This is a genomic window from Clavibacter sp. GW821-FHT01D01 (genome assembly GCF_059422605.1).
Map to the genome: position 1 here is coordinate 55,836 of NZ_JBWKXC010000001.1, position 21,467 is coordinate 77,302.

A 21,467-nucleotide genomic window follows, 5' to 3' on the forward strand; every position below is an offset into this window, starting at 1 on the left:
CCGGGGACCGCGAGGAGCGCCAAGGTGCAGTCGCGGGACTCCCAGCTGACGTTGAGGTGACGCCTCCGGGCGCCCCGCCGGACGCCACCTGGGCATCCGGCATCGGCCCACACACTGCGCGTTCCCGGGCGTAGCGTCCCACGCACGGGACATCCGGCCGACCCGCGGGCCGGCCCATCGACGACGACTAGGAGAACGACGATGTCAGAACGCAACACGGTGATCCGGAGCATGCACGACCTCGGCCTCGCGGCCTGGTTCGGCGGTTCCCTCATGGGCGCGGTCGGCCTGAACGGCGCTGCGGCCGCGGCGAAGCAGCCGCAGGAGCGGCTCCGCCTCTCCTCGATCGGCTGGGCGAAGTGGGCGCCGGTGCAGCTCGGTGCGCTCGCCACGCACGCCATCGGCGGCCTCGGGCTCATCTACGCCAACAAGGGCCGCCTCGCGGGCCAGGGCGAGGCGCGCAGCAACACGAACGTGAAGGCCGTGCTCACCATCGCGGCCGCCGGCACGACGCTCTACTCGGCGCTCGTCGGCGCGAAGATGGCGAAGCACTCGGACGAGGCCCCCGCGGGCACCACCGAGCCCGGCGCCGGCGTCTCGAAGGAGCTCGAGGCGGCGCAGCGGAAGCAGAAGGCGCTGCAGTGGATCATCCCCGCGGCGACCGCCGTGCTCGTCGTGCTCGCCGCCCAGCAGGGCGAGCAGCAGCGTCCGGTCGCCGGCTGGATCGACCGCTTCACAGGCTGACGCCCGGCGCGGACACGGATCCGCGGTGCGACGACGACGGCGGGGTGCCCTGGGCGCCCCGCCGTCGCCGTCGTGGCCCAGGTGGTCCGGGACAGCGGGATCGACCCTGCCCGGATCAGGCCGGTCCGGATCAGGCCGGTCCGGATCAGGCCGGTCCGGATCAGGCCGGTCCGGATCAGACCCGGCCGGAGCCCCGCTGCCGGAACGCGGACGCCGCAGGGCCCGACAGCTCGTCGGGTCCGACGGGGCGCCCGGACACGGCGAGCAGGAGCGCCAGGGCCGTGCCGCGCAGCTCCGGGCCCGTGCCGGACACGAGGTCGGCGTCGAGGGCGACCACGCGGAAGCCGGCCGCGAGCTGCCGACCGCCGCCCATCGCGACGGAGGTGCGGAGCTGGTGCCGGAGCGCCGGGAGGACGGCCTCGACGGGGTACTCGCGCACGAGCCCGAGCGGTCGCCGCACGTCCTCCCCGTGGACGACGGCCTCGACGAGCCGGGTCGCCGCCGGCGCCGGCGGCGTCCGCGTCATCGTGATGACCCGCGCGAACGCGGCCAGCGTTTCCGCGGGGTCCGCCCGCCGTTCGCGCGCGATGCCCGCCGCGTTGTCGCGGTCGAAGTCGAGGCGGGCCGCGACCATCCGCCGGGCGAAGCCCCACCGGGTCGTCCGCGCGGAGTCGATCAGGTGCGCGACGACGTCATGGACGTCCCACCCCGGGCACGGGGACGGCCGCGACCACCGGTCCGCGGGCACCCCCGCGAGGTCCCGGTGCACGGCGCGCCGCTCGTCGTGCACCGCCGGCCACACCGACATCCGCTCCCCAGAGGCCATGGGCCCACTGAAGCACGCGGGAGCGCGGGGCGCACGCCCCCGTCGGCGCGGGCTCCGCGACCTCCGTCGCAGGCCGGCACCGCCCCTGCCGACCGCTTCGACCGCGTGCGCCGTGGTTGCATCGGAGGATGACCCCACGCGAGGATCCCGAGACGGCCGCACGCTGACGCTGACGATCGGGCCCGACGAGCTCGTGATCCGTCACGAGTACGAGGTCGCCAGCATCGTCAACGACGTCATGGGCGCCGTCTGGTTCGCGGTCGGGAGCGTCCTGTTCCTCTCCGAGTCCACCACCACGGCGGGTACCTGGCTGTTCCTCGCCGGCAGCGTCCAGCTGCTGGTCCGTCCGCTCATCCGCCTCCGACGCCGGGTGCACCTCACCCGCATCGGGGACGGGGCGCCGGGGGACACGGGGCGCGACTACTGACGACCGACGGCGGCCGGGACCCGACCGGTCCGATCCGCCGCCGCCGGCACCGGCACCCCGGCACGCCGGCCGTGATCCGGCCGTGATGGCTGCCGTGCTGCGGCGGAACGGCCGGCCGCCGGGCGACCGGCCGTCCGCGTCCGCTCAGCCCCGGCCGGCCTCGTCGACGTCGCCCGTCGTCGGAGCGCCCGCGGTCCCCGAGGCGGGATCGGACGCGGCCGCGTCGCCCACGACGGCGGCGTCCGCCGCCCTCGGGCGTCGCCGCAGCGCCTCCCACGGGCGGGCGATGCCCCGGGGCCGGCGCTCGGCCGGGGCGTCCAGCTCGAGCCCGTAGTAGGCGCCCACGCGCTCGAGCAGCACGTCGCGCTCCGCCTTGTCGTAGGCGCGGCGCTCCCGGGTGAAGGCGATGGCGGTCGACCAGCACGTCAGCAGCAGGACCACGCTGAACGGGAGGGCCGTCGTGATCGCGGCGGTCTTCAGGGCGTCGAGGCCGCCGGTGAGCAGGAGCGCGACGGCGAGGAGGGCCGTCAGGATCGCGAAGAACACCCGCAGCCAGTTCTTCGGCTCGATGTCGCCGCCGGACGCGATCATCGCCATGACGAGCGAGCCGGAGTCGGACGACGTGACGAAGAACACGCCGATGAGGAGGATCGCGCCGAAGGTGAGGACGGTGCCCGCGGGGAGGCCGCCGAGGAGCGTGAACAGCGAGCCCTCGATGTCGACGCTGCCGTCGGCGCCGATGAGCCCGCCGGCGCCGTCGGTCTGCTGGTGGATGGCGGCGCCGCCGAGCACGGCGAACCACAGGAAGGTGAGCGCCGTCGGGACCAGCAGCACGCCGGAGACGAACTGGCGCACCGTGCGGCCCTTCGAGATGCGGGCGATGAAGATGCCGACGAAGGGGGCCCACGACATCCACCAGCCCCAGTAGAACGTGGTCCACGAGCCCTGCCAGGCCTCGCCCGCCGCGCCCTGCTGCGCCGTGACGTTGAAGGACAGCCCGACGACGTTCTGCAGGTACGCGCCGATGGACTGCACGAAGTCGCGGAGGAGGAACTGCGTCGGCCCGACGATGAGCACGAACAGGAGCAGCGCCGCCGCGAGCACGAGGTTGAAGTTCGACAGGATCTTCATGCCCTTCGTCACGCCGGTGACGAGCGAGACGATCGTCACCGCGGTGATGACGCCGATGATCGCGATCTGGCTGACGGCGCTGCTCTCGGCGAGCCCGGCGCTCTCGAGCCCCGCGCCGATCTGGATCACGCCCAGCCCGAGGGAGGTGGCGACGCCGAACAGCGTGCCCACGAGAGCGAGGACGTCGATGAGGTTCCCCCACCCGCCGCGGACGCGGTCGCCGAGCAGCGGCTCGAGGGCCCAGCGGATCGACACGGGCCGCCCGCGTCGGTGGATGGCGTAGGCGAGCGCGAGCCCGAGGACGACGTAGATCGCCCACGCGTGCAGGCCCCAGTGCAGGAACGTCTGCGTCATCGCCTGCTGCGCGAGCTGGCTCTCGGTCCCGCTGACGCCCGGGCGGGGCGAGGCGAAGTGGCTGAGGGGCTCCGAGACGCCGTAGAACACGAGCCCGATGCCCATCCCCGCGGCGAAGAGCAGCGAGAACCACGACCCCGTGGAGAACTCGGGCTCGTCGGTGTCCTTGCCGAGCTTGATGCGCCCGAAGCGGCTGAAGCCCACGAAGATCGAGAAGCCGATGAAGAAGGCGGCGGCCAGCACGTAGTACCAGCTGAAGTTGTTGACGATGCCGCTCTGGAGGGTCGAGAACATCGACTCGGCGGCGCTCGGCGCGATCAGGGTGAAGGCCACGAAGGTCAGCACGATCCCCGCCGCGGGCCAGAAGACCCACCTCTTGACGCGCGGTGCGGTGCTCGGCGACGCGCTCGCCTCGACGCGGGTCGCGCGGTCGGTGGACGGGGTGGGATCGGGGCCGGTCATGCTCCCATGGTGCCCGCCGGCCGGCCCCGGCCGCGAATCCCGGCCGCGAATCCCGGCCGCGGATCCGGCGCGCATCCGGCCCGGCCGGGGCGCACGGGGACGGCGACGGCGGGGCGCCCGAGGGCACCCCGCCGTGGTCGTGCCGCGTCCGGCTCCTAGTCGGCGTCGACGACGATGACCGTCACGACCGGCGTGCGGCGGTGGCGGCGCTGGAGCCAGCGGAGCAGGCCCTCGGAGATGGCGCGCTCGGCGGCGGGGCCGTCGAGCTTGCGCTTCGCGGTCGCGTTGCGGAGCGCCGCGGCGATCGCGGCCTCGGCCTCGGGGATCCAGCCGGCGTGCTCCACGAAGCCGCGCGTGATGAGCTCGGCCGGGTGGATGAGCTTCTGCTCGTCCTCGTCGAAGATGCCGAGCACCGTGATGTGGCCCTCGGCCGCCAGCGTGCGGCGCTCCTCCAGGGCCTCCTCGGTGGCGACGCCGATGGTCATGCCGTCGACGAACACGTACGGCGCGGGCACGCGGCCGGAGATGGCGGCGCGGCCGTTGACGAGGTCGACGCTCACGCCGTCCTCGATGATGTGCACGTTGTCCTTCTTCACGCCGGTGCTCTCCGCGAGGGCGCCGTTGGCGACGAGGTGGCGCCACTCGCCGTGCACGGGGAGGACGTTGCGGGGCTTGACGATGTTGTAGCAGTACACGAGCTCGCCGGCGCTGGCGTGGCCGGAGACGTGCACCTTCGCGTTGCCCTTGTGGACGACGTCGGCGCCCCAGCGGATGAGCCCGTTGATGACGCCGTAGATGGCGTTCTCGTTGCCGGGGATGAGGGAGCTGGCGAGCAGGATCGTGTCGCCCTCGCCGACCTCGATGATGTGCTCGCGCCGGGCCATGCGCGACAGCGCCGCCATGGGCTCGCCCTGCGAGCCGGTGCAGATGAGCGTGACCTTGTCGTCCGGCAGCTTGTTGAGCGCCTTGAGGTCGATGACGAGGCCCTTGGGGATGCGGAGGTACCCGAGGTCGGACGCGATCTTCATGTTGCGCACCATGGAGCGGCCGACGAACGACACCTTGCGGCCGTGCTCCTGCGCGGAGTCGAGCACCTGCTGGATGCGGTGCACGTGGCTTGCGAAGCTGGAGACGACGATGCGCTTCGGGGCGGTGCGGAACACCTGCTCGATGGCGGGCGCGATGTCCTTCTCCGCGGTCGTGAAGCCGGGGACCTCCGCGTTGGTGGAGTCGGTGAGGAAGAGGTCGACGCCCTCCTCGCCGAGGCGGGCGAACGCGCCGAGGTCGGTGAGGCGGCGGTCCATGGGGAACTGGTCCATCTTGAAGTCGCCCGTGTGCAGCACCATGCCGGCGCCGGTGCGGATCGCGACCGCGAGGCCGTCCGGGATGGAGTGGTTGACCGCCACGAACTCGAGGTCGAACTTGCCCATGGTGATGCGGTCGCCCTCGCGCACCTGGCGCGTGACGGGCGTGATCTTGTGCTCCTCGAGCTTCGCGCTGATGAACGCGAGCGTGAGGCGCGCGCCGATGAGCGGGATGTCGGGACGCTCCTGCAGGAGGTAGGGGACGCCGCCGATGTGGTCCTCGTGGCCGTGGGTGAGGACGATGCCGGTGATCTTGTCCAGGCGGCCGCGCAGGGTGCTGAAGTCGGGGAGGATCACGTTGATGCCGGGCTGGCTCTCCTCGGGGAAGAGGACGCCGCAGTCGACGATGAGCAGCTCGCCGTCGAACTCGAAGAGCGTCATGTTGCGGCCGACGTCGCCGAGGCCGCCGAGGGGCGTCACCCGCAGGCCGCCGCGGGGCAGGCGGCCGGGCTTGGCGAAGTCGAGGGCGTGGTTGGTGGTAGGCATGGTGCCTTTCTCGTGCGTCATGTGGTCGTGCGGGTGATGTCGTGGGCGCGGGCTGGTCCCGCGCGGGTGCGCCGTCGGGTGACGGCCCGGTCCGGGTCGCGGCGCTCGCCCGCGATGAGGCCGCGTGCCGCCGAGCGCTGGAGCGCGTCCGAGGGGCAGGGCGGCATCGGCGTGAGCGCGTCAGCGACCGGAGCTGTGGCTACCAGTGTCCCAGGCCCGGGACCCGTGCGCGTACCGACACGGGATCCGGGGCGTCGCGCGCCCCTAGAACGCGTACCGGATGCGGCAGTACGGCATGATGCGCCGCACCAGCGCCGTGAACTCGGCGACCGCGTCGCCCTTGAGCCCGCGGCGGTACCGGACGTTGACGGCGCCGTTCTCCGACACCTTCCGCTCCTGGAGGCCCGGCTGCCAGATGAGCTCCTCCGCCTTCGGGTGCCAGCCCATGTTCACCTCGTGGAGCTGCTCGTTGTGCGTGAGCATGATGACCTCCGCCGCCAGCTGGGCCTTGGTGGCGGGCGCCAGCGTGTCGTCGAGCGTGCGGAGCAGCTGCTCCCACTCGGCGCGCCAGCCCGGCGTGAGGATGACGGGCGAGAGGTTGAGGTGCACCTCGTACCCCGCCGCCACGAAGTCGTCGATCGCGGCGATGCGCTCCGCGATGGACGACGTGCGGATGTCGGTGATGCGGGCGATGGACTCGGGCATGAGGGAGAAGCGCACGCGCGTGCGGCCCATCGGGTCCCAGTCGAGCAGGTCGCGGTTGACGTGCTTGGTGGCGAACGACGCCTTGGCGGTGGGCGACATGCGGAACAGCTCCACGAGGTCGCGGACGTTGGGGCTCACCCGCGCGTCGGCCGAGCAGTCGCTGTTCTCGCCGATGTCGTAGACCCACGCCTCCGGGTCGCACTGGTTCGCCTCGGCCTTCGGGCCCTGCCTCGCGATGTGCCGGGCGACGTGCCGGCGGATCTGCTCGATGTTCGCGAACACCGTGATGGGGTTGCTGTAGCCCTTCCGCCGGGGCACGTAGCAGTAGGCGCACGCCATGGCGCAGCCGTTCGCCGTGGACGGCGCGATGAAGTCCGCGCTGCGCCCGTTGGGCCGCGTGACGAGCGACTTCTTCACGCCCACGACGAGCGCCTCCGTCTTGATGCGCACCCAGCGGGCGACGTTCGCCTCGTCGCCGTGGACCTCGGGGATGGCCCAGTGGGAGGCGACCTCCACGATGGTCGCGTCGGGCCAGGCCGCCACGATCTCCTGCCCGCGCGGCAGCTCGAGGGCGGCGGGCTCCGCGTAGATGCGCGTGATGTCGAGCAGCGGACGCCGCGGCCGGGCGGCGGCGGGCGCGGCGGGCGCGGGCGCGGGCGTGGTCACCCCCTCTTCCTACCGGGGACCCCCGACACGGCCCGCCCCCGGTCGAGGGGCCTGGACCCGGATCCCGGTATCCCACGGGCGAATCCCAGCGTCCTCCGTCCCCCGATCCGTTGTGCCCGCACGGATGTCAGCGGATCGTGAGGGGCACGGATGCCCATGGACGAGCCATGCGCACCGCCGACCTCCTCGGAGCGTGCACATGTTCGACAGGAAGTTCATCACCCAGGCCATCGACCGGAGCGCGCAGTCGCCGCTGGACCGTCGTCGCTTCTTCAGCGCAGCGGGCGTCGCCGGGCTCGGCGTCGGTGCCGCCGCCCTCATCCCCGCGACGGGCGCCCAGGCCGCGGATGCGCAGGCCGAGGCCGACGCGGGCGCCGTCACGGACGCCGCCGTCCTCAACTTCGCCCTCAACCTCGAGTACCTCGAGGCCGAGTTCTACCTCCGCGCCGTCACCGGCAACGGCCTGGTCCCGAACGACATCTCCGGCGTCGGCACCCCCGGCGGCGTCACGGGCGGCCGCGCGGTCCAGTTCAAGGACTACGCGATCCGCCAGTACGCCTACGAGATCGCCCAGGACGAGAAGGCGCACGTCAAGTTCCTCCGCGCCGCCCTCGGCTCGGCGAAGGTCGCGCGTCCCGCGATCGACCTCGACGCCGCGTTCTCCGCCGCCGCCGCCGCGTCCGGGCTGATCAAGCCGGGCGAGAAGTTCGACGCGTTCGCCAACCAGGAGAACTTCCTGCTGGCCTCGTTCATCTTCGAGGACGTCGGAGTGACCGCGTACAAGGGCGCCGCGCCGCTCATCACGAATAAGGCGTACCTCGAGGCGGCCGCCGGCATCCTCGCGGTCGAGGCGTACCACGCGGGCATCATCCGCACGCAGCTGTTCGCCCGCGGCCTCGCGGAGCCCGCGAACGCGATCTCGAACGCGCGCGACTCGCTCGACGGCCCGACGGACCTCGACCAGGGCGTCACGGTCTCCGGCGGCGCGAACCTCGTGCCGACGGACGCCAACGGCATCGCGTTCAGCCGCTCGCCCGGCCAGGTGCTCAACATCGTGTACCTGAACAACAAGGCCGTCACCAAGGGCGGGTTCTACCCGAACGGCGTCAACGGCTCGGTCAACACGAGCGCCGCGAACTAGCGGCGAACACCGGGCCGGGGCACCGCGAGGCGCCCCGGCCCGTCCTCCGCCCGGACAGGGCGGCCCGACGTCCCGGAGCGGATCGGGGGCGGTCGCGTGACGAACCACCCTCTCGGAACGTCAACTCCATGACACGCGACCGGATCCCGGTCGCGCAGGACGGAGGATCCATGAGCACCGCACCCGCGCCCGACGGGCGCCGCCGGGCGGCGTCCCCCCTGCACGCGCTGCCCGCGCTGACCGCGCCGGCCGACGAGCACCGCGCCGCCCCCGCAGCGCCCGCGTCCCCCGCGACGTCGGCCCGCACGCACGCCGGCGACGCCACGGTCGACTCCATCACGCCCCCCGCGGACGCCGGCGGAGCGGACGGCCCGGGTCCCGACGGCCGCCCGGCGGATGCCGAGGGCTGGGCCGCCGCCACGGCCGCGCCCGCGCTCCGCCGCGGGCACATGTCCGGCACCGACATCGACGAGGCCGTCGCGCGCTACGCCGCCCTGTACCCGGGCACCGAGTTCCGCGCCGCGAAGGGCGCGGGCGACTTCGCCTACCGGTACTCGTTCGTCGGCGACGAGAACGTGACGCTCCGCTCCTCCGCGTTCCCCGCGGAGCACTGGGGCCGACTCCCGGCGCTCCCGGACTACGTCGTCGCCTGGTGGCGCGAGGGGTCCGGCGCCGTCGACATCGGCTCGCACGAGGTGCGGTCGAGCGGGTCGCGTCCGTTCCTCCTCCCCTCCGGCCGCTCGTTCACCTTCCGCTGCGAGCCCGGGGTGCAGAACCTCGTGCACGTCGACGCGGCCTTCCTCGAGGAGACCGCCGCGGAGCTGCACGAGGGCCGATCCCGCCCGCTGGTGTTCGACCACACGCGCGCGCCGAGCCCCGAGCAGGCGGCCTCCTGGCGCCACGCCGTCGGCGAGGCCAGCCCGGTGCTGCAGGACGCCGCCTCGAGCCCGCTGCTGCGGATGCAGGCCGCCCTCCGGATCGCCCGCGCCACCCTGCAGCTGTTCCCGTGGCACGACGTCCCGTTCAGCGCGGAGATGCGCGCGCCGCGCATGAGCGCCGTGCGCACCGCCATCGAGTACCTGCACCACCACGCCGACCGGCCCATCACCCCGGCGGACGCGGCGCGCGCCGCGGGGATCAGCACGCGCGTGCTGCAGCTCGCCGTGCGCCGCTACGAGGACACGACCCCGAGCGCCCTGCTCCGCGGGATCCGGCTCGACCGCGTGCGCGCCGAGCTCCGCGACGCCTCCCCCACCACGACCACCGTGCGGGCCGTCGCCGAGCAGTGGGGCTTCGGCCACCTCGGCCGGTTCGCGGCCTCCTACGCGGAGCGGTTCGGCGAGCTGCCGAGCGCGACGCTGCGCGGCTGACGAGCGTCACGCGCTATCCGCTCATGGCCCGATCCGTGTCCGTGAGGCGAAGCGCGGAGCGGCGTCCCTGGGAGTCGCCTGAACCGCATGCCGAACCGCCCGGTCCATGCGTCTGAATGACGAGGCGGGATCGCGAGGAACCCTCCGAACCGCCCCACGCAGCAGCACCACCACGATCCACCCACCACGAGAGAGAGACACCATGTCGAGCATCACCCCCACCTCCTCCGGCCTCACCGGCACCGGCACCACCGGCGGCAGGAACACGATCGCCGACGGCGTCGTCGAGAAGGTCGCCGGCATCGCGGCCCGCCAGGTGCCCGGCGTCCACGACCTCGGCAACGGCGCGGCCCGTGCCGTCGGCGCGATCCGCAACGTCATCGGCCAGCAGGACCGCGGCCAGGGCGTGTCCGTCGAGGTCGGCGAGACCCAGGTCGCCGTCGACATCACGCTCATCGCCGAGTACCCCGTCGACCTGCAGCAGGTCGCGGACGACGTGCGCAAGTCCGTCACCGACGCCATCGACCAGGTCGTCGGCATGGAGGTCACCGAGGTCAACGTCACCATCACGGACGTGAACCTCCCGTCCGACAAGTCGTCCGACGACGACGCGGCCGAGAAGCGCGTCCAGTGACCCCCACGACCACGGGCCTCCTCGTCGGGGCGGTCCTCGCGCTCTCCGGCCTCGCCTTCGGCTTCGGCGGCTTCCTCCTCGTCCTGATCTTCATGGCCGCAGGCTTCGGCGTCGGCCGCGTGCTCGAGGGCAAGCTGGACATCCGCGGCCTCGCTGACGCCCTCCGCGGGCGTCGGTCGTCGTGACCACCGCGGTGTCGGCCCCCCGGAAGCCCGGGACACCGTCCGGGGCTCCCCGGGGCCGCACCACCATCACGTCGCGCGCCGTGCGCCGCGTCGTCTCCGCCGTGACCGCCGACGCCCTCGAGGTCCCGGCGGGCGACGTGTCCGTCACCCTGACGGACGCCGGCGGCAAGCTCACCGTGGAGGCGCGCACCTCCATCCGCGTCCCCGCCCTCTCGGACCGCCCGGTCCGCGAGGGGACGCTGGTGGAGCGCCTCACCACCGCGCAGACGCAGATCCGCGAGCGCGTGCTCGGCCTCACCGGCTCCACGGTCGGCCGGGTCGACCTCCGCATCACGGGCGCCCGCATCCAGGAACGCAGGAGGGTCTCATGAGCACCGACAGCACCTACCGCCGCCTCGTGCGGCGGGAGACGCACTCGTCGCGCGCCGGCATCGCCATCACGATCGCCGTGCTGCTGATCCTCGTGCTCGCCTGGCTCGGCACCGAGTCGGTCCTCGCGGCCGTCGGCTCCGCGCCGCTGCTCCTCGCCCCCGCGGACGCGGTCTCGGCCGCGCTCGACGCCGCGTCGGCTCCGGCCGGGGCGCTCGTCGCGATCGGCGTGGTCGTCGCGGTCCTCGGCCTGATCCTCGTGATCGTGGGCGTCGCTCCCGGCAGCCGCGGCCGTCGCGGCGGCAGCATCGGACGCACCGCGGCCGTCGTCGACGACCGCGTCATCGCCCGCTCGATCGCCCTCACCGCCAGCTACGCGGGCGAGGTGTCGCCCGACCAGGTCGACGTCACCGTCTCGAAGCGGCAGGCCCTCGTCCGCCTCACGCCCTCCACCGGGTACACGGCCGACAAGCGCGCCATCGAGGAGGCCGTCCGCGCCGAGCTGGCCGAGTACGACTACACGCCGAAGCTCACCGCCAAGGTGACGCTCGCGAAGAACGGGAAGGTGGGGTCATGACCAGAACGAACCGGGCGCTCAACCGCCTCCTCGTGATCGTGATCGGGCTCGTCCTGATCGCCGTCGGCGTCGCGCTGGGCGCGGGCAGCCTGCTGCCCGACGTCCAGTCCACGGTCTCCGGCGCCGCGTCCGACGCGCAGCAGCCCGTGGGCGACGCGCTCTCGGGCGGCCAGCCGTGGATCCTCTGGGTCGTCGCGCTCGTGGCGCTCGTGCTGATCGTCGTCCTCGCGTGGTTCGCCCTGCGCCAGGGCCACGGACGCACCGGCACCCTGGTGCGCATCGAGGGCGGTCGCGGCGGCGAGACGCCCACGGGCGGCGCGCTCGTCATCGACGCGAAGGTCGCCGCGCAGCTGCTCGAGGACGCCCTGGGCGACGACAGCGGAATCGTCTCCGTCGACGTCACGGCGTTCGAGGTGGGCCACGCCACGACGCTCCGCGTCACCGCGGTCACGCGTCGCGGCGTCTCCCCCGTCGCGGCCCGCCGCACGGTCGACGAGGCCGTCGCGCGACTCGACGCGGTGCTCGGCACCGAGGTGCCGGTCGTCATCCAGATCACCGGGGGCCTCCGCTCGAGCATGTCGAGCGAGACCCGCCTGGCCTGATCCCCGCGGCCGCCCGGTCCGGATCCCCGCGATCCGGACCGGGCGGCCGTCCTCATCCCCCACCCGTACCCCGCTCCGGCCCCCGTGCCGGACCACCGAGGAGACCCCACCATGACCGACGACGACACCTCCTCCACCTCCCGCGGCGGCTGGCTGGGCGGATCCTTCGCCCAGAAGGCCGTGGACCCGCTGCTGCGCGCCGTGCGCGCCGAGATCGACTCCGCGAAGCGGGAGATCGGCGAGCGCGCCCGGTCCGCGCGGTCCGGCGCGATCATGCTCGGGGCCGGCGTGGCGCTCGCGCTCGTCTCCCTGGGGCTCCTCGCCGCCGTGATCGTGGCGCTCCTCCTGCTCGCCCTGCCGCTCTGGGCCGCGACGCTCATCACCCTGGCGCTCTTCGGCATCGCGACGGCTGTCGTCGTGCGCGTCGGCCTGTCGCGGCTCTCGCGCGGCGTCCCCCCGGTGCCCACCGACACCCTGCACCACGCCCGCGACCGCATGCGGCCGGGCGACCGGGGCGCGGACCGGGACGGCGTCGACGGGCCGTCGGCCTCCCCGACGTCCGCGGGCTGAGCCGCCCGGCGCATCCCGCCCGCCGCCCGCTCGCCGGCCCACCCGCACGATCCCGCCGCCCGCCGTCCCCTGTGGACAGCGGGCGGCGTCGTGCGCGGCACCTGCGTAGGTTGTCCCCTTCACGCCCGCTCGGCCCGGTGGCAGAACGCGCCGCCGTCCCGCCGTCGGACAACCGCAGACCGCCGTCCTCCGGACCGTCGCCCGTCCCCGCGGGCCGTCTGCCGGTGGCCGGCATGGGAGGCACACCGATGACCCTGTCCCGACGCTCCATCCTGGGCGGCGCCCTCGCCGCCGTCCCCGTGGCCCTCCTCGCCGCGGCTCCCGCCCAGGCCGACGAGGCCGCGCCCGCGGACGCCGGCGCATCCGGCGCCCCCCTCGCCTCGAACGGCCGCCCGGTCGTCCGCGACATCCAGCGGCAGCTCGTCGCCCGCTACGGCGCCCGCGCCGGCTTCCCCGCCGTCACCACCGACGGCGTCTGGACCGGCGCCGCGCACTCCGCCCTCATCCACGCCCTGCAGCTCGAGATGGGCATCCCGGAGGACACGGCCAACGGCGTCCTCGGGCCGCTCACCCGCCGCACGCTGCAGCAGCAGCCCGACCTCGCCGCGGGATCCGCCGACACCACGGGCTGGCTGGTGCACCTCCTGCAGGCGTCGCTCGTCGTCATGAGCACGTGGGACGGGCCCGTCGACGGCGTCCTCTCCGACGAGCAGGGCGTGCGCCTCTCCCGGTTCCAGCGCACGGTGGCCCTGCCCGAGACGGGCCGGGCCGACTACCGCACCTGGGCCGCACTCCTCGCGAGCAACGGCGACCCCACGCGCCCGGGCACCGCGGCCGACGGCATCACGGTCATCACGCCGGAGCGCGCGCGGACCCTCCGCGACGCCGGGTACACCGTCATCGCCCGCTACCTCACCGACTCCGAGGTGCCCGACGCGCTGGCGAAGCGCATCCAGGACGGCGAGATCGACGCGATCCTCGCGGGCGGCCTCCGGATCGTGCCGATCTTCCAGGAGGGCGGCACCGACGCCACGTACTTCTCCCACGAGCTCGGGGTCCGCGCGGCAGGCCGGGCCGACGACGCGGCCCGCCGCCTCGGCTTCCTGCCCGGCACGGCCATCTACTACGCCGTCGACTTCGACGCGACGCGCGAGGAGGTGGAGGAGGACCTGGAGCCGTACTTCCGCGGCATCCACGCGGAGCTCGACCGCCGCGGCAGCGACTACCGCGTCGGCGTCTACGGCGGCCGCCGCGTCTGCCGCACCCTCGGCGCCGCGCACCTCACCGAGCTCAGCTACGTGGCCGACATGTCCACGGGCTGGGGCGCGAACCTGGGCGTGCGCATCCCGGAGGACTGGGCGTTCGACCAGATCCTCGAGCACCCCGTCGGCACGGGCGACCGGGCGTTCGGCATCGACACGGTCGTCGCGTCCGGTCGCGACGCCGGGCAGAGCCGGGTCGCGCCGCGCGGCTGAGCGGCCTCGTCCCCGCCCCCGTCCCCGCGTCGGGATCAGCGGGGCCGAGGGGCCCCGGTGGGGGCGGCTGCGCTGTGGACCACCGGCGCCCGCCCCCTCGTCCCCGTCGTACGGTGGCCGTCCGTCGCCGTCCGGCCCGGTCGCGCTCCGCGTCCCCCGCCGGCGGAGAATCCCACAGCGCCGCCCTCCCCTGTCCCCTCCTCGAGCGGCTGGGAGGCCGGGCGGCAGAGGAGGCTGCTCCATGGAACCGTCCCGTCGTGCCGTGCTCACCGGCGCACTCGCCGTCGCCCCCGCCGTCCTGCTGACCGCGGGCCCCGCGCATGCGGCTGCCGCGGCCGTCGGCCGTCCCGTCGTGCAGGACGTCCAACGCCAGCTCGCGACGAGGTACGGCGCGCGACCGGGCTTCCCGTCGGTCAACACGGACGGCAGATGGACGGGCGACACCCAGCGCGCCCTCATCCACGCCCTCCAGCTCGAGGTCGGCCTCGCGGAGACCGTGGCCAACGGGTCCTTCGGGCCGCTCACCCGGGCGAAGCTCAAGGAGCTGCCCGACCTCGTCGAGGGGTCCGTCGACACCACCGGGTTCCTCGGCCACCTGCTCCAGGCCGCCCTCGTCGCCATGACCACCTGGGACGGCCCCGTCGACGGGCGCTTCTCGTCCGCTCAGGCCGCGCGACTCCGCGCGTTCCAGGACTCCGTCGGGCTCGCGCGGACCGGCCGCGGGGACTTCGCGACGTGGTCCTCCCTGCTCGCGAGCAACGGGGACCCGACCCGACCCGGCACCGCGGCCGACGGCATCGCCGTCATCACCCTCGCCCGGGCCCGGGTGCTGCGGGATGCCGGCTACGAGGTGGTCGGGCGCTACCTCACCGACTCCGACCGGCCCGACGCGCTGGCCAAGCGCATCCAGGACGGCGAGCTGGAGTCGATCCTCGCGGGCGGCCTCCGGGTGTTCCCGATCTTCCAGGAGGGTGGCACCGACACGACGTACTTCTCGTACGAGCTCGGCGTGCGCGCCGCGGCACGGGCCGACGACGCCGCACGGCGCCTGGGCTTCCTGCCCGGGACCACCATCTACTTCGCGGTCGACTTCGACGCGACGCCGGACCAGGTGGAGCGGCTGGTCCAGCCCCACTTCCGCGGCATCCGCGCGGAGCTCGCCCGCCGCGGGAGCGCGTACGCGGTGGGCGTCTACGGCGGGAGGCAGGTGTGCGCCACGCTGTCCGCCGCGCACCTCGCCGACCTCAGCTTCGTGGCCGGGATGTCCACGGGGTGGCTCTCCAACCTGGGGGTGAGGATGCCGGGCAACTGGGCGTTCGACCAGGTGCAGGAGCTGAGCATGGGCCCCGGCGAGACCGGGTTCGACATCGACAAGGGCATCGTGTCGGGGCGCGATCCCGGCCAGTCGCGCATCCAGCCCACCACCTGACGCGCGACGCGGCGGCGAGGCACGCGGGGCCCTCCGGACGATTCCCCCTCCTGGGGGACGTGCGGAGGGCCCCGCTCCGGTCGACTGGGGGCATGGCCCCGTCACCGCTGCGTCCGCCCCGCCCGTCCCGGCCCGCCCGTGCCGCGCTCGCCCTCGCCGTCGCCGCCGTCACGGCCCTCACGGCCGGCTGCGCGGCGGCGCCCGCGGATCCCGCCACCCCCGCGCCCGTCGCCGAGCCGGTGGTGCTGCCGGACACCCCCGTCGGCGCGCAGGCGCGGTGGCTGGTCGACACCGTCGGATCCGACGACGCCGTCCCCGTGCAGGAGACCGGCGAGCGCCTCGCGCAGGTGATGCTCGACGCGGCGCCCGCCGAGGAGCTGGCCGGCGTGCTCGAGCAGGTGCGCGCCGGACGCCCGTGGACCGTCACCGCGCACGAGGAGCAGGGTGCGCAGTCGGTCACCACCATCGCCAGCGCGGACGCCGGCACCTTCGACATGCAGGTGGCCGTCGACGACGCCGGCCTCATCACGGGCCTGTTCTTCGGCGAGCCGGAGCCCGAGCGCGAGCCCGCGACCAGCTGGGACGAGCTGGAGGAGCAGGCGGCGGCGCTCGGCGGCGACGTGTCGCTCACCGTCACGCGCGTCGAGGACGGCGCCCTGGGCGAGCGGGTCCTCGAGGTGCTCCCGGAGGGCGTCGCCGCGAGCGACGCCCGGCCCATCGGATCGATCGTGAAGCTCTACGTGCTGGGCGCGGTCGTCCAGGCGGTCGAGGAGGGGCGCCTCGGCTGGGACGACCCGCTCACCGTCACCGACGACGTGCGCAGCCTCCCCTCCGGCGAGCTGCAGGACGCGTCCACGGGCACGGTCGTGAGCGTCCGCGACACGGCCGCGAAGATGATCTCGCTGAGCGACAACACGGCCACCGACATGCTGATCTCGGCCGTCGGGCGGGAGTCCGTCGAGGAGCGGCTGGCGGAGCTCGGGCACTCCGACCCGCCGCGGAACGTGCCGCTCATGACGACGCGCGACCTCTTCCGCGTCGGGTGGCAGGACGACGGGGCCCTCCGCGCGCGGTGGGCCGACGGTGACGCGGCAGAGCGCCGCGCCCTCCTCGACGAGCTCCCCGGCGGGGTCCTCGACGTCCCCGTCTCCGCCGTGTCGGACGTCGCGTGGACCGACGGCGCCGACTGGTTCGCGACGCCCGACGACATCGCCCGCGCGCAGCTCGGCCTGGCCGCGCTCGCCGCGACGCCCGCCGGGGAGCCCGTGCGCGGGATCCTCGCGGCGAACCCCGGCCTGCCCGAGCCGGAGCGCTTCGACCACGTGGCGTTCAAGGGCGGCAGCTCGGTCGGGACCCTGGCGCTCGCGTACCTCCTCGAGGACGGCGACGCGGCCTGGACCGTGGTGGTGCAGGCCGCGGCGCGCGACGCGGCCGGCCTCGAACGGCAGTCGGCCTACGCGGGCCTCGCCACCGACGCGGCGGCCCTGATCGCCGACGGCTCCCGTGGTTGACTCCCTGTGCGGCGGGGGCCGCGTGGAGGGGGCACGACGATGAGCGCGGACGCATCCACGACCGGCGACGACCACGCGGACGGGGAGCCGGCCGTGGCGGCCGAGGTCCTCGAGGCGTGGCTGGAGGTCGGGCCGCGACGCCCCGTGCGGCAGGCGGTCCGCGCGATCGGCGCCCTCGCGCTGGCGGTCGTCGGCGGCGACGGCGGGGACCTCGGCCGCGAGTCCGACCTGGTGGTCCGGCGCATCGACACGGGCCGCGAGGTCCTGCGCACGAACGCCGGCTCCCTGTCCGAGGCCGACCTGCTGCTGCAGCGCGTGCGGCTCGACCTCGAGACCCGCAGCGTCCGGGACTTCGTCGCCGAGTGGCGGATCGTCGACGGGCATCCGGGCCAGGGCCCGGAACGGGGTGATGGCGATGCGTGACCGCCGGATGCCGCCGCGGCCCTCCGCGACGGCCGGGCGCCTCGCCCGCATCCGCGCCGCCCTCCTCGTGGCGCTCCTGACCGTGCTCGCCGTGCCCCTCGGGCTCGCCGCCCCGGCGCACGCCGACGCCGACGCGTTCTCGTTCCGCTCCTTCGACGCCGTCTACCGGCTCTCGGCCGATGAGGACGGCCGGTCCGTCCTCCGCACCACGGAGACGCTCGTGGCCGAGTTCCCCGAGCGCGACCAGAACCGCGGGATCCGCCGCGAGCTGGTGCGGTCGTACGACGGCCACCCGACCGGGCTCCGCGTCCTGTCCGTCGCCGACGAGGGCGGCACCCCGCGCGCCTACGAGACGGAGACCGAGGACGGCGCCCTGGTGCTCACGATCGCCGACGCCGGCTACGTGCGCGGCGAGCAGACCTACGTCATCGAGTACGAGCAGCGCGACGTGACCCGCGCCTACGCCGACACGGGCGCCGACGAGTTCTACTGGGACGTCAACGGCACGGGCTGGGCGCAGCCGTTCGGCCGCGTCACGGCGACCGTCGAGATCCCGCCGGAGCTCCAGGCGCGCCTCACGGGCGGGGCGGACGCCGCGTCCGGGCCCGAGGGCGCCGACGGCCCCGCCGAGATCACGCGCACCGACGAGGGCTTCGTGGCGACCGCGACCGACCTCGGGGCGTACGAGAACCTCAGCCTCTCCATCGGCTTCGAGCCCGGCACGTTCACGCCGCGCGACTCCTCGTTCCTCGCGGCGCCGTGGCCCACGCTGTCGCTCGGCGGAGCGCTCGTCGCCGTCGCCGCCGCGGTGGGCGCCCTGGTGCTGCGGCGTCGCCGCCTCGCGGACGCGCCCGGCCGCGGCACGATCGTCGCCGAGTACGCGCCGCCGGAGGGCGTCGGCCTGCTGGTCGCGTCCGTCGTGTCCGGGAACGCGGCCCGCGCGACCACCGCGCTCCTGCTCGACCTCGCGGTGCGCGGCGCGCTCCGCATCCTGGAGCGGGACGGCGGTCGGAAGGCCTCGTTCGCGCTGGAGCTCGTGGACCCGGCGCGCGTGACCGACCCCGACGAGCGGCGCTTCGTCGCCGCGGTCTTCGGCGAGGGCTCGGGAGCCGGCCGCGTGAAGGAGCTGAAGCGCGCGGACGCGAAGGTGGCCGCGCGGATCCAGAAGCTCATGGCCGCCGTGACGAAGCGGACGGTGACCGACGGCCTCCGGAAGCCGCTCCCCGTCGGCCCGATCGTGGGACTGCTCGTGGCCGCGTCGCTCGGCATGGCCGCCGCGCTCGCCTTCGCCGTGATCTCGCTCGTGCAGGCCTACGGCGGGCCCGTCGTCATCGCCTTCCTCGTCGTGGGCGTCCTCGCGCTGGTGACCACGATCGTGGCGCTCGTGAAGCACCCGCTCACCGAGCGCGGCGTCGCGCTCCGCGACCACCTCGCGGGCCTGCGGGAGTTCATCCGGCTGGCCGAGGCCGACCGGATCCGCGTGCTGCAGTCGCCCGCGGGCGCCGAGCGGCGCGACCTGCCGCACGACGACCGGGACGTGCTGCGCCTCACCGAGGAGCTGCTGCCCTACGCCGCCATGTTCGGCCAGGAGGAGGAGTGGGGCGACGAGCTCGGCCGCCGCTACGAGCACCAGCGGAGCCGGCCGGGCTGGTACGGCGGGACAGGGCCGTTCGCGCCCGCGTCGTTCGCCGCCAGCCTCGGCTCGGTGTCGTCGAGCATGCACGGCGTCTCGTCCACCTCGAGCTCGAGCGGCGGATCCTCCGGGGGCACCACCTCCGGAGGCGGCGGCGGAGGCGGCGGGGGCGGCGGGGTCTGAGCCGGACGCGGGTCGGCGGGTCCGCGCGGCAGCCGGTCAGCCGGTCAGCGGGGTAGCGGATCAGCGCGGCGTCGGCCCGGTCCAGTACTCGTAGCGCGAGGCCGTCGCGAAGCCGAGCCCCCCGTAGAGCGCACGGGCGCCCGCGTTCGCCTCGACCACCTGCAGCCAGAGCGCGGTGACGCCGCGCTCCCGCCCGGCGGCGACCGCGGCCGCGGTCACCGCCCGGGACAGGCCGTGACGACGCGCCTCGGGCCGGGTGGCGACCGAGTACAGACCGCCCCAGCCGCCCACGATCGCGAGTCGGGCCGTCGCGAGGACGCGGGCGGGCGTCCCGTCGGCGGGGCGCTGCCGCACGTCCGCGTAGACCGCGGGACCCGCGGTGAGGATCCGCCGCGCGACGGCCAGCTCCGCGGGTCCGCCGCGCCCGTCGACGCTCCACCACGCGTCGAGCCAGGCGTCGTCGGGCGCGTCCGCGACCCGCACCTCGAGCGCGGGATCCGCGGGGCGGCCGTCCGTCGCGAGGCCGGCGACCGCCCTCGTGACCGCGTCCGCGTCCGCGACCTGCACGAGCGTCCGGGCGTCGGCTGCGTAGCCGCGCGCGGCCAGCCGGGCCGCGAGGTCCCCGGGCTCCGACGCGGGCGACACCTGCACGCACGGCGCGATCCCGTGACGCAGCGCGAAGGCCTCGACCGCGTCGAGCGCCGCGTCCGCGTCGTCGACGGCGCCGACGGGCAGCGCGGAGTTCGCCCGCCGGGTCACCCCGCTTGCCGCGCGCAGGATCCAGCCCCCGTGCCGCTCCCGCAGCTCGGCGGGCCAGCCGCGGTCCGCGAGCCCGTCGAGGAGGGCCGCCGCGTCGCGCGGCGCCATGGTCCGCACGGCCGCGGCCGAGGCGGGCTCGGTCGACCCCGGCGCCGCCGCGGAGGGCGCGGATCCGGCATCGCCGTCCGTCACGCCAGCGTCCCCGTGTCCGCCTCCCCGCGCGACACCTCGTCGTCCGCGTCGGCCGCTCGCAGCACGCGCAGCGCGTTGCCGCCCGCGAGCGCGCGGAGGTCCCGATCGGACCAGCCGCGCTCCGCGAGCGCGGCGATGAGCGCCGGGTAGCGCGCGACGTCCTCGAGGCCGTCGGGCGTGCGGTCGACGCCGTCGTAGTCCCCGCCGAGCCCCACGTGGCGGGCGCCGGCGACCTCGCGGATCCGCTCCACGTGCCGCACGACGTCGGCGAGCGTCGCACGCGGCCTCTCCCCGGGCCTCCGGGCGGCGACCGCCTGCACGCCCTCGTGGTCCCGCGGGTCCACGCCCTCGGCCACCGCGAGCGCCAGCGTCTCCTCGTGCCACGCGGCGACCGCGGGCGCGACGAACTGCGGCACGAACGTCGCCATGCACACGCCGTCGTTGGCGGGCAGGGCCTGCAGCACGTCGTCGGGCACGTTGCGCGGCACGTCGCACTCGGCGCGCGCCCCGGAGTGGGTGAACAGCACCGGCCTGCGGGCGATGCGCAGCGCGTGCCGCATCACGTCGGCCGAGACGTGCGAGAGGTCGACGACCATGCCGATCCGCTCCATCTCCGCGACCACGCGCTCGCCCGCGGCGCTCAGGCCGTGGTGCACCGGCGCATCGGTCGCGGAGTCGGCCCAGGGGACGGCCGAGTTGTGGGTGAGCGTCATGTACCGGACCCCGAGCGCCCGCATCGCCCGGAGCGCGCCCAGCGAGCCGCCGATGGAGTGCCCGCCCTCCATGCCGAGGAGCGACGCGATGCGGCCGGACGCGACCACGCGGTCCACGTCGTCGGCCGTCACGGCGAGCGCGAGCCGGTCCGGGTGCGCGGCCACGATCCGCCGCACGACGTCGATCTGCTCGATGGTCGAGCGCACCGGGTCGACGCCCGGGAGGTCCGGCACCCACACCGACCAGAACTGCGCCGCCACCCGTCCCCGCGCGAGGCGCGGCAGGTCGGTGTGCAGCCCCGGCACGGCGTCCTCGACGGCGAGCCGCGCGATCACGTCGTCGGCCACGGACGCGCTCGGCCCGCCCTCCCGCACTGCCCGCTCGCGCAGCGCCCACGCGAGGTCGTCGTGCCCGTCGACGACGCCCTGCTCGTCGAGGAGCCGCTGCACGCGCTCGGCGAGCGCGGAGGCGGCGCCGGGCGCGGCGCCGGGCGCGGCGGATCCGGCAGCGGTGTCGGGCGAGCCGGTCATACGCG

21 protein-coding genes are annotated in these 21,467 nt (G+C 75.0%); 15 read left to right on the top strand and 6 right to left on the bottom strand.

Features of this window, described 5'->3' with window-relative positions:
• Window positions 1-201: 201 nt before the first annotated feature.
• On the top strand, window positions 202-744 hold the full coding sequence (locus AC07VC_RS00225; protein WP_494674878.1) for a hypothetical protein: 543 nt from the start codon (window positions 202-204) through the stop codon (window positions 742-744).
• Window positions 745-919: 175 nt separating this feature from the next.
• On the opposite strand, the gene AC07VC_RS00230 is transcribed toward AC07VC_RS00225, so the two are convergent.
• The gene (locus AC07VC_RS00230; RefSeq protein WP_494674877.1) at window positions 920-1,570 is read right to left on the bottom strand and encodes a maleylpyruvate isomerase family mycothiol-dependent enzyme; all 651 of its coding nucleotides are present in this window, start codon (window positions 1,568-1,570) and stop codon (window positions 920-922) included.
• 193 nt (window positions 1,571-1,763) lie between these two features.
• On the opposite strand from AC07VC_RS00230, the gene AC07VC_RS00235 reads away from it, so the two are divergent.
• Window positions 1,764-1,997: a YrhK family protein gene (locus AC07VC_RS00235; RefSeq protein ID WP_494724442.1), complete on the top strand. Its 234-nt coding sequence runs from the start codon at window positions 1,764-1,766 to the stop codon at window positions 1,995-1,997.
• Window positions 1,998-2,141: 144 nt separating this feature from the next.
• Here AC07VC_RS00235 and AC07VC_RS00240 read toward each other — a convergent pair whose 3' ends face one another.
• The 3 genes from AC07VC_RS00240 to AC07VC_RS00250 all read right to left on the bottom strand — a co-directional run bounded on the left by AC07VC_RS00240 (window position 2,142) and on the right by AC07VC_RS00250 (window position 7,165).
• Window positions 2,142-3,944, bottom strand: coding sequence for a BCCT family transporter (locus tag AC07VC_RS00240; protein ID WP_494674875.1), 1,803 nt, complete (start codon window positions 3,942-3,944; stop codon window positions 2,142-2,144).
• Window positions 3,945-4,099: 155 nt separating this feature from the next.
• Window positions 4,100-5,794 carry a ribonuclease J gene (locus AC07VC_RS00245; RefSeq protein ID WP_494674874.1) on the bottom strand — a complete coding sequence of 565 codons (1,695 nt, stop codon included), beginning with the start codon at window positions 5,792-5,794 and terminating at the stop codon, window positions 4,100-4,102.
• 264 nt (window positions 5,795-6,058) lie between these two features.
• Window positions 6,059-7,165, bottom strand: a complete 1,107-nt coding sequence (locus AC07VC_RS00250; RefSeq protein ID WP_494674873.1) for a spore photoproduct lyase family protein — start codon at window positions 7,163-7,165, stop codon at window positions 6,059-6,061.
• A gap of 199 nt (window positions 7,166-7,364) precedes the next feature.
• Here AC07VC_RS00250 and AC07VC_RS00255 point away from each other — a divergent pair, with 199 nt between their 5' ends.
• From AC07VC_RS00255 to AC07VC_RS00315, 13 genes are all read left to right on the top strand, one after another.
• Complete coding sequence (locus AC07VC_RS00255; protein ID WP_494674872.1) at window positions 7,365-8,306, top strand: ferritin-like domain-containing protein; 942 nt, start codon at window positions 7,365-7,367, stop codon at window positions 8,304-8,306.
• A 170-nt stretch (window positions 8,307-8,476) separates the two neighbouring features.
• Window positions 8,477-9,676, top strand: a complete 1,200-nt coding sequence (locus AC07VC_RS00260) for a helix-turn-helix transcriptional regulator (RefSeq protein WP_494674871.1) — start codon at window positions 8,477-8,479, stop codon at window positions 9,674-9,676.
• 202 nt (window positions 9,677-9,878) lie between these two features.
• Window positions 9,879-10,310 carry an Asp23/Gls24 family envelope stress response protein gene (locus AC07VC_RS00265; protein ID WP_494674870.1) on the top strand — a complete coding sequence of 144 codons (432 nt, stop codon included), beginning with the start codon at window positions 9,879-9,881 and terminating at the stop codon, window positions 10,308-10,310.
• Window positions 10,307-10,495 carry a DUF2273 domain-containing protein gene (locus AC07VC_RS00270; protein WP_094114814.1) on the top strand — a complete coding sequence of 63 codons (189 nt, stop codon included), beginning with the start codon at window positions 10,307-10,309 and terminating at the stop codon, window positions 10,493-10,495. The genes AC07VC_RS00265 and AC07VC_RS00270 overlap by 4 nt, the downstream gene beginning before the upstream one ends.
• Complete coding sequence (locus tag AC07VC_RS00275) at window positions 10,492-10,866, top strand: hypothetical protein (RefSeq protein WP_094114813.1); 375 nt, start codon at window positions 10,492-10,494, stop codon at window positions 10,864-10,866. The genes AC07VC_RS00270 and AC07VC_RS00275 overlap by 4 nt, the downstream gene beginning before the upstream one ends.
• On the top strand, window positions 10,863-11,441 hold the full coding sequence (locus tag AC07VC_RS00280; RefSeq protein ID WP_494674869.1) for a hypothetical protein: 579 nt from the start codon (window positions 10,863-10,865) through the stop codon (window positions 11,439-11,441). The genes AC07VC_RS00275 and AC07VC_RS00280 overlap by 4 nt, the downstream gene beginning before the upstream one ends.
• Window positions 11,438-12,043 (top strand): hypothetical protein, encoded by a 606-nt coding sequence (locus tag AC07VC_RS00285; protein ID WP_494674868.1) that lies wholly within the window; start codon window positions 11,438-11,440, stop codon window positions 12,041-12,043. The genes AC07VC_RS00280 and AC07VC_RS00285 overlap by 4 nt, the downstream gene beginning before the upstream one ends.
• Before the next feature lie 111 nt (window positions 12,044-12,154).
• Window positions 12,155-12,613 carry a phage holin family protein gene (locus AC07VC_RS00290; protein WP_494674867.1) on the top strand — a complete coding sequence of 153 codons (459 nt, stop codon included), beginning with the start codon at window positions 12,155-12,157 and terminating at the stop codon, window positions 12,611-12,613.
• A gap of 248 nt (window positions 12,614-12,861) precedes the next feature.
• Window positions 12,862-14,088, top strand: a complete 1,227-nt coding sequence (locus AC07VC_RS00295) for a glycoside hydrolase domain-containing protein (RefSeq protein ID WP_494674866.1) — start codon at window positions 12,862-12,864, stop codon at window positions 14,086-14,088.
• A 241-nt stretch (window positions 14,089-14,329) separates the two neighbouring features.
• Entirely contained in the window at window positions 14,330-15,517 is a 1,188-nt protein-coding gene (locus tag AC07VC_RS00300; RefSeq protein ID WP_494674865.1) for a glycoside hydrolase domain-containing protein, read from the top strand.
• Between the two features lie 92 nt (window positions 15,518-15,609).
• Entirely contained in the window at window positions 15,610-17,028 is a 1,419-nt protein-coding gene (locus AC07VC_RS00305) for a serine hydrolase (protein WP_494674864.1), read from the top strand.
• Between the two features lie 39 nt (window positions 17,029-17,067).
• Window positions 17,068-17,451, top strand: a complete 384-nt coding sequence (locus AC07VC_RS00310) for a hypothetical protein (protein WP_494674863.1) — start codon at window positions 17,068-17,070, stop codon at window positions 17,449-17,451.
• Window positions 17,438-19,267 carry a DUF2207 domain-containing protein gene (locus tag AC07VC_RS00315; protein ID WP_494674862.1) on the top strand — a complete coding sequence of 610 codons (1,830 nt, stop codon included), beginning with the start codon at window positions 17,438-17,440 and terminating at the stop codon, window positions 19,265-19,267. The genes AC07VC_RS00310 and AC07VC_RS00315 overlap by 14 nt, the downstream gene beginning before the upstream one ends.
• 60 nt (window positions 19,268-19,327) lie before the next feature.
• Here AC07VC_RS00315 and AC07VC_RS00320 read toward each other — a convergent pair whose 3' ends face one another.
• Window positions 19,328-20,218 carry a GNAT family N-acetyltransferase gene (locus AC07VC_RS00320; RefSeq protein ID WP_494674861.1) on the bottom strand — a complete coding sequence of 297 codons (891 nt, stop codon included), beginning with the start codon at window positions 20,216-20,218 and terminating at the stop codon, window positions 19,328-19,330.
• Window positions 20,215-21,462: a dipeptidase gene (locus AC07VC_RS00325; protein ID WP_494674860.1), complete on the bottom strand. Its 1,248-nt coding sequence runs from the start codon at window positions 21,460-21,462 to the stop codon at window positions 20,215-20,217. Before AC07VC_RS00325 ends, AC07VC_RS00320 begins: the two co-directional genes overlap by 4 nt.
• Window positions 21,463-21,467 lie beyond the last annotated feature (5 nt).

Bases quoted from the DNA above. Each gene is read 5' to 3' on its own strand.
- AC07VC_RS00225 (WP_494674878.1), top strand. From the start codon at position 202: ATGTCAGAACGCAACACGGTGATCCGGAGCATGCACGACCTCGGCCTC.
- AC07VC_RS00230 (WP_494674877.1), bottom strand. From the start codon at position 1,570: ATGGCCTCTGGGGAGCGGATGTCGGTGTGGCCGGCGGTGCACGACGAG.
- AC07VC_RS00240 (WP_494674875.1), bottom strand. From the start codon at position 3,944: ATGACCGGCCCCGATCCCACCCCGTCCACCGACCGCGCGACCCGCGTC.
- AC07VC_RS00245 (WP_494674874.1), bottom strand. From the start codon at position 5,794: ATGCCTACCACCAACCACGCCCTCGACTTCGCCAAGCCCGGCCGCCTG.
- AC07VC_RS00255 (WP_494674872.1), top strand. From the start codon at position 7,365: ATGTTCGACAGGAAGTTCATCACCCAGGCCATCGACCGGAGCGCGCAG.
- AC07VC_RS00260 (WP_494674871.1), top strand. From the start codon at position 8,477: ATGAGCACCGCACCCGCGCCCGACGGGCGCCGCCGGGCGGCGTCCCCC.
- AC07VC_RS00265 (WP_494674870.1), top strand. From the start codon at position 9,879: ATGTCGAGCATCACCCCCACCTCCTCCGGCCTCACCGGCACCGGCACC.
- AC07VC_RS00280 (WP_494674869.1), top strand. From the start codon at position 10,863: ATGAGCACCGACAGCACCTACCGCCGCCTCGTGCGGCGGGAGACGCAC.
- AC07VC_RS00285 (WP_494674868.1), top strand. From the start codon at position 11,438: ATGACCAGAACGAACCGGGCGCTCAACCGCCTCCTCGTGATCGTGATC.
- AC07VC_RS00290 (WP_494674867.1), top strand. From the start codon at position 12,155: ATGACCGACGACGACACCTCCTCCACCTCCCGCGGCGGCTGGCTGGGC.
- AC07VC_RS00295 (WP_494674866.1), top strand. From the start codon at position 12,862: ATGACCCTGTCCCGACGCTCCATCCTGGGCGGCGCCCTCGCCGCCGTC.
- AC07VC_RS00300 (WP_494674865.1), top strand. From the start codon at position 14,330: ATGGAACCGTCCCGTCGTGCCGTGCTCACCGGCGCACTCGCCGTCGCC.
- AC07VC_RS00305 (WP_494674864.1), top strand. From the start codon at position 15,610: ATGGCCCCGTCACCGCTGCGTCCGCCCCGCCCGTCCCGGCCCGCCCGT.
- AC07VC_RS00310 (WP_494674863.1), top strand. From the start codon at position 17,068: ATGAGCGCGGACGCATCCACGACCGGCGACGACCACGCGGACGGGGAG.
- AC07VC_RS00315 (WP_494674862.1), top strand. From the start codon at position 17,438: ATGGCGATGCGTGACCGCCGGATGCCGCCGCGGCCCTCCGCGACGGCC.
- AC07VC_RS00325 (WP_494674860.1), bottom strand. From the start codon at position 21,462: ATGACCGGCTCGCCCGACACCGCTGCCGGATCCGCCGCGCCCGGCGCC.